We start from the raw sequence: 1,738 nt of genomic DNA, 5'->3' as shown, positions 1-1,738 counted from the left end.
CTGGAACAGCAGCGCGCCGAGATCCTGCGCAAGCGCCGCCACGGCATGGGCTTCCTGGGCCTGGGTTCCACCCTGACCATGCTGCAGATGAAGTACGGCAGCCCCGAGTCCTGCGAGTTCACCGAATCCATCGCCCGCGACATGGCCGTGGCCGGTTGGGAAATGGGTTTGGCCCTGGCCAAGGAAAAAGGCGCCGCGCCGATCATGGAGGAGCTGTTCGACGTCACCGCCGCCATGCTGCGCCAGCGCCCGGAAATGTCCAAGGACGGCTGGCGCATCGGCCAGCAGATCCCCGGCAAGGTGCTGCACGCCAAGTACAGCCGCTACATGCAGCGCATCGCCTCGGTCTCGCCGGAGCTGGTGGACGAGCTGGCCGAAATCGGCAGCCGCTTCACCCACCACAGCTCCATCGCGCCCACCGGCACCATCAGCCTGTCGCTGGCCAACAACGCCTCCAACGGCATCGAGCCCTCGTTCGCCCATCACTACAGCCGCAACGTGATCCGCGAAGGCAAGAAGTCCAAGGAAAAGGTGGACGTGTTCTCCTACGAGTTGCTGGCCTACCGGCACCTGGTCAACCCGTCGGCCATTCCCTTCGCCGAAGAGGCTTCGGCCCGTCTGCCCGACTATTTCATCAGCGCCGACGACATCAACCCCAAGGAACACGTGGACGTGCAGGCCGCGGCCCAGAAGTGGGTGGACAGCTCCATCTCCAAGACCGCCAACGTGCCCACCGACTACCCGTACGAGCAGTTCAAGGACATCTACCGCTACGCCCACCAGCAGGGCCTGAAGGGGTGCACCACCTTCCGCTTCAACCCGGCCGCCTTCCAGGGCGTGCTGGTCAAGGAAGCGGACCTGGAAAACACCACCTACCGCTTCGAGCTGGAAGACGGCAGCGTGATCGAGGTCAAGGGCAACGAGCAGATCGAATACGACGGCGAAATGCACACCGCCGCCAACCTGTTCGACGCCCTGAAAGAAGGCTATTACGGCAAGTTCTGACAACAATCGAAGAACCCTTCCCCCGCTTGCGGGGGAAGGTGCCCGAAGGGCGGATGGGGGCAGACGCTCGCGCGGACCTCAAAGCAAATACCCGCATCGAACGATGCACCGCCCCCCTCCCAGCCTTCCCCCGCAAGCGGAGGAAGGGGCAACAGCTTCACGCACCACTCCACACCCCGCACCAACCGGTATAGCATCGGTTCCGTACCAAACCCACGGCCCCAGGAGGGCATCTACATGAGCAACGGAAACGGTGTGGTGGCGACCCTCACGGGCGCCGCAGAAAGCATGAAGGAAACCGCTAGCAACATCGGCAGCTCTATCGCCTCGACGGCGAAGAAAGCGCAGAAAGCCGTGAAGAAGCGCACCGCCGCCGCCAAGAAGGCGGTCGCCAAGCGCACCGACAAAGCCAGCAAGGCGGTGAAGAAGACCGTGGCCAAGGCCAAGAAGAAGCTCGCTTCGGCCAGCGCCACGGCCAAGGCCGAAGCCGCCGTGTTGAAGAAGAAGGTAGGCAAGAAGACCGCGAAGAAGGCGACCAAGAAGGCAGCGGCCAAGAAGACGGTGAAGAAAGCCGTCAAGAAGGCCGCCCCGAAGAAGGCCGCCAAGAAAGTAGCCAAGAAGGCGGCGCCGAAGAAGGCCGTCAAGAAAGCGCCCGCCAAGAAAGCCGTGAAGAAAGCCAAGAAGAAGTAAGCCTCAAGTGAAAGCCCCTCTCCCACCGGGAGAGGGGTTGGGG

Annotated in this window: 1 protein-coding gene and 1 pseudogene; both read left to right on the top strand. The window is 63.1% G+C overall.

What is annotated here, in order from left to right:
- A pseudogene (locus tag ACREB4_RS21230) lies at positions 1-1,005 on the top strand (hypothetical protein); the annotation flags it as partial.
- 237 nt (positions 1,006-1,242) lie between these two features.
- Positions 1,243-1,695 carry a hypothetical protein gene (locus tag ACREB4_RS21225; protein WP_431590227.1) on the top strand — a complete coding sequence of 151 codons (453 nt, stop codon included), beginning with the start codon at positions 1,243-1,245 and terminating at the stop codon, positions 1,693-1,695.
- The last annotated feature ends 43 nt before the right edge of the window (positions 1,696-1,738 follow it).

The organism is Aquabacterium sp. (genome assembly GCF_050725395.1).
Taxonomy (GTDB): domain Bacteria; phylum Pseudomonadota; class Gammaproteobacteria; order Burkholderiales; family Burkholderiaceae_C; genus Aquabacterium.
The sequence above is the reverse complement of the archived record's forward strand: the minus strand, read 5'-3'. Positions and strand labels throughout refer to the sequence as shown.

Excerpts from the sequence above, each read along its gene's own strand:
- ACREB4_RS21225 (WP_431590227.1), top strand. The coding sequence starts at position 1,243 with ATGAGCAACGGAAACGGTGTGGTGGCGACCCTCACGGGCGCCGCAGAA.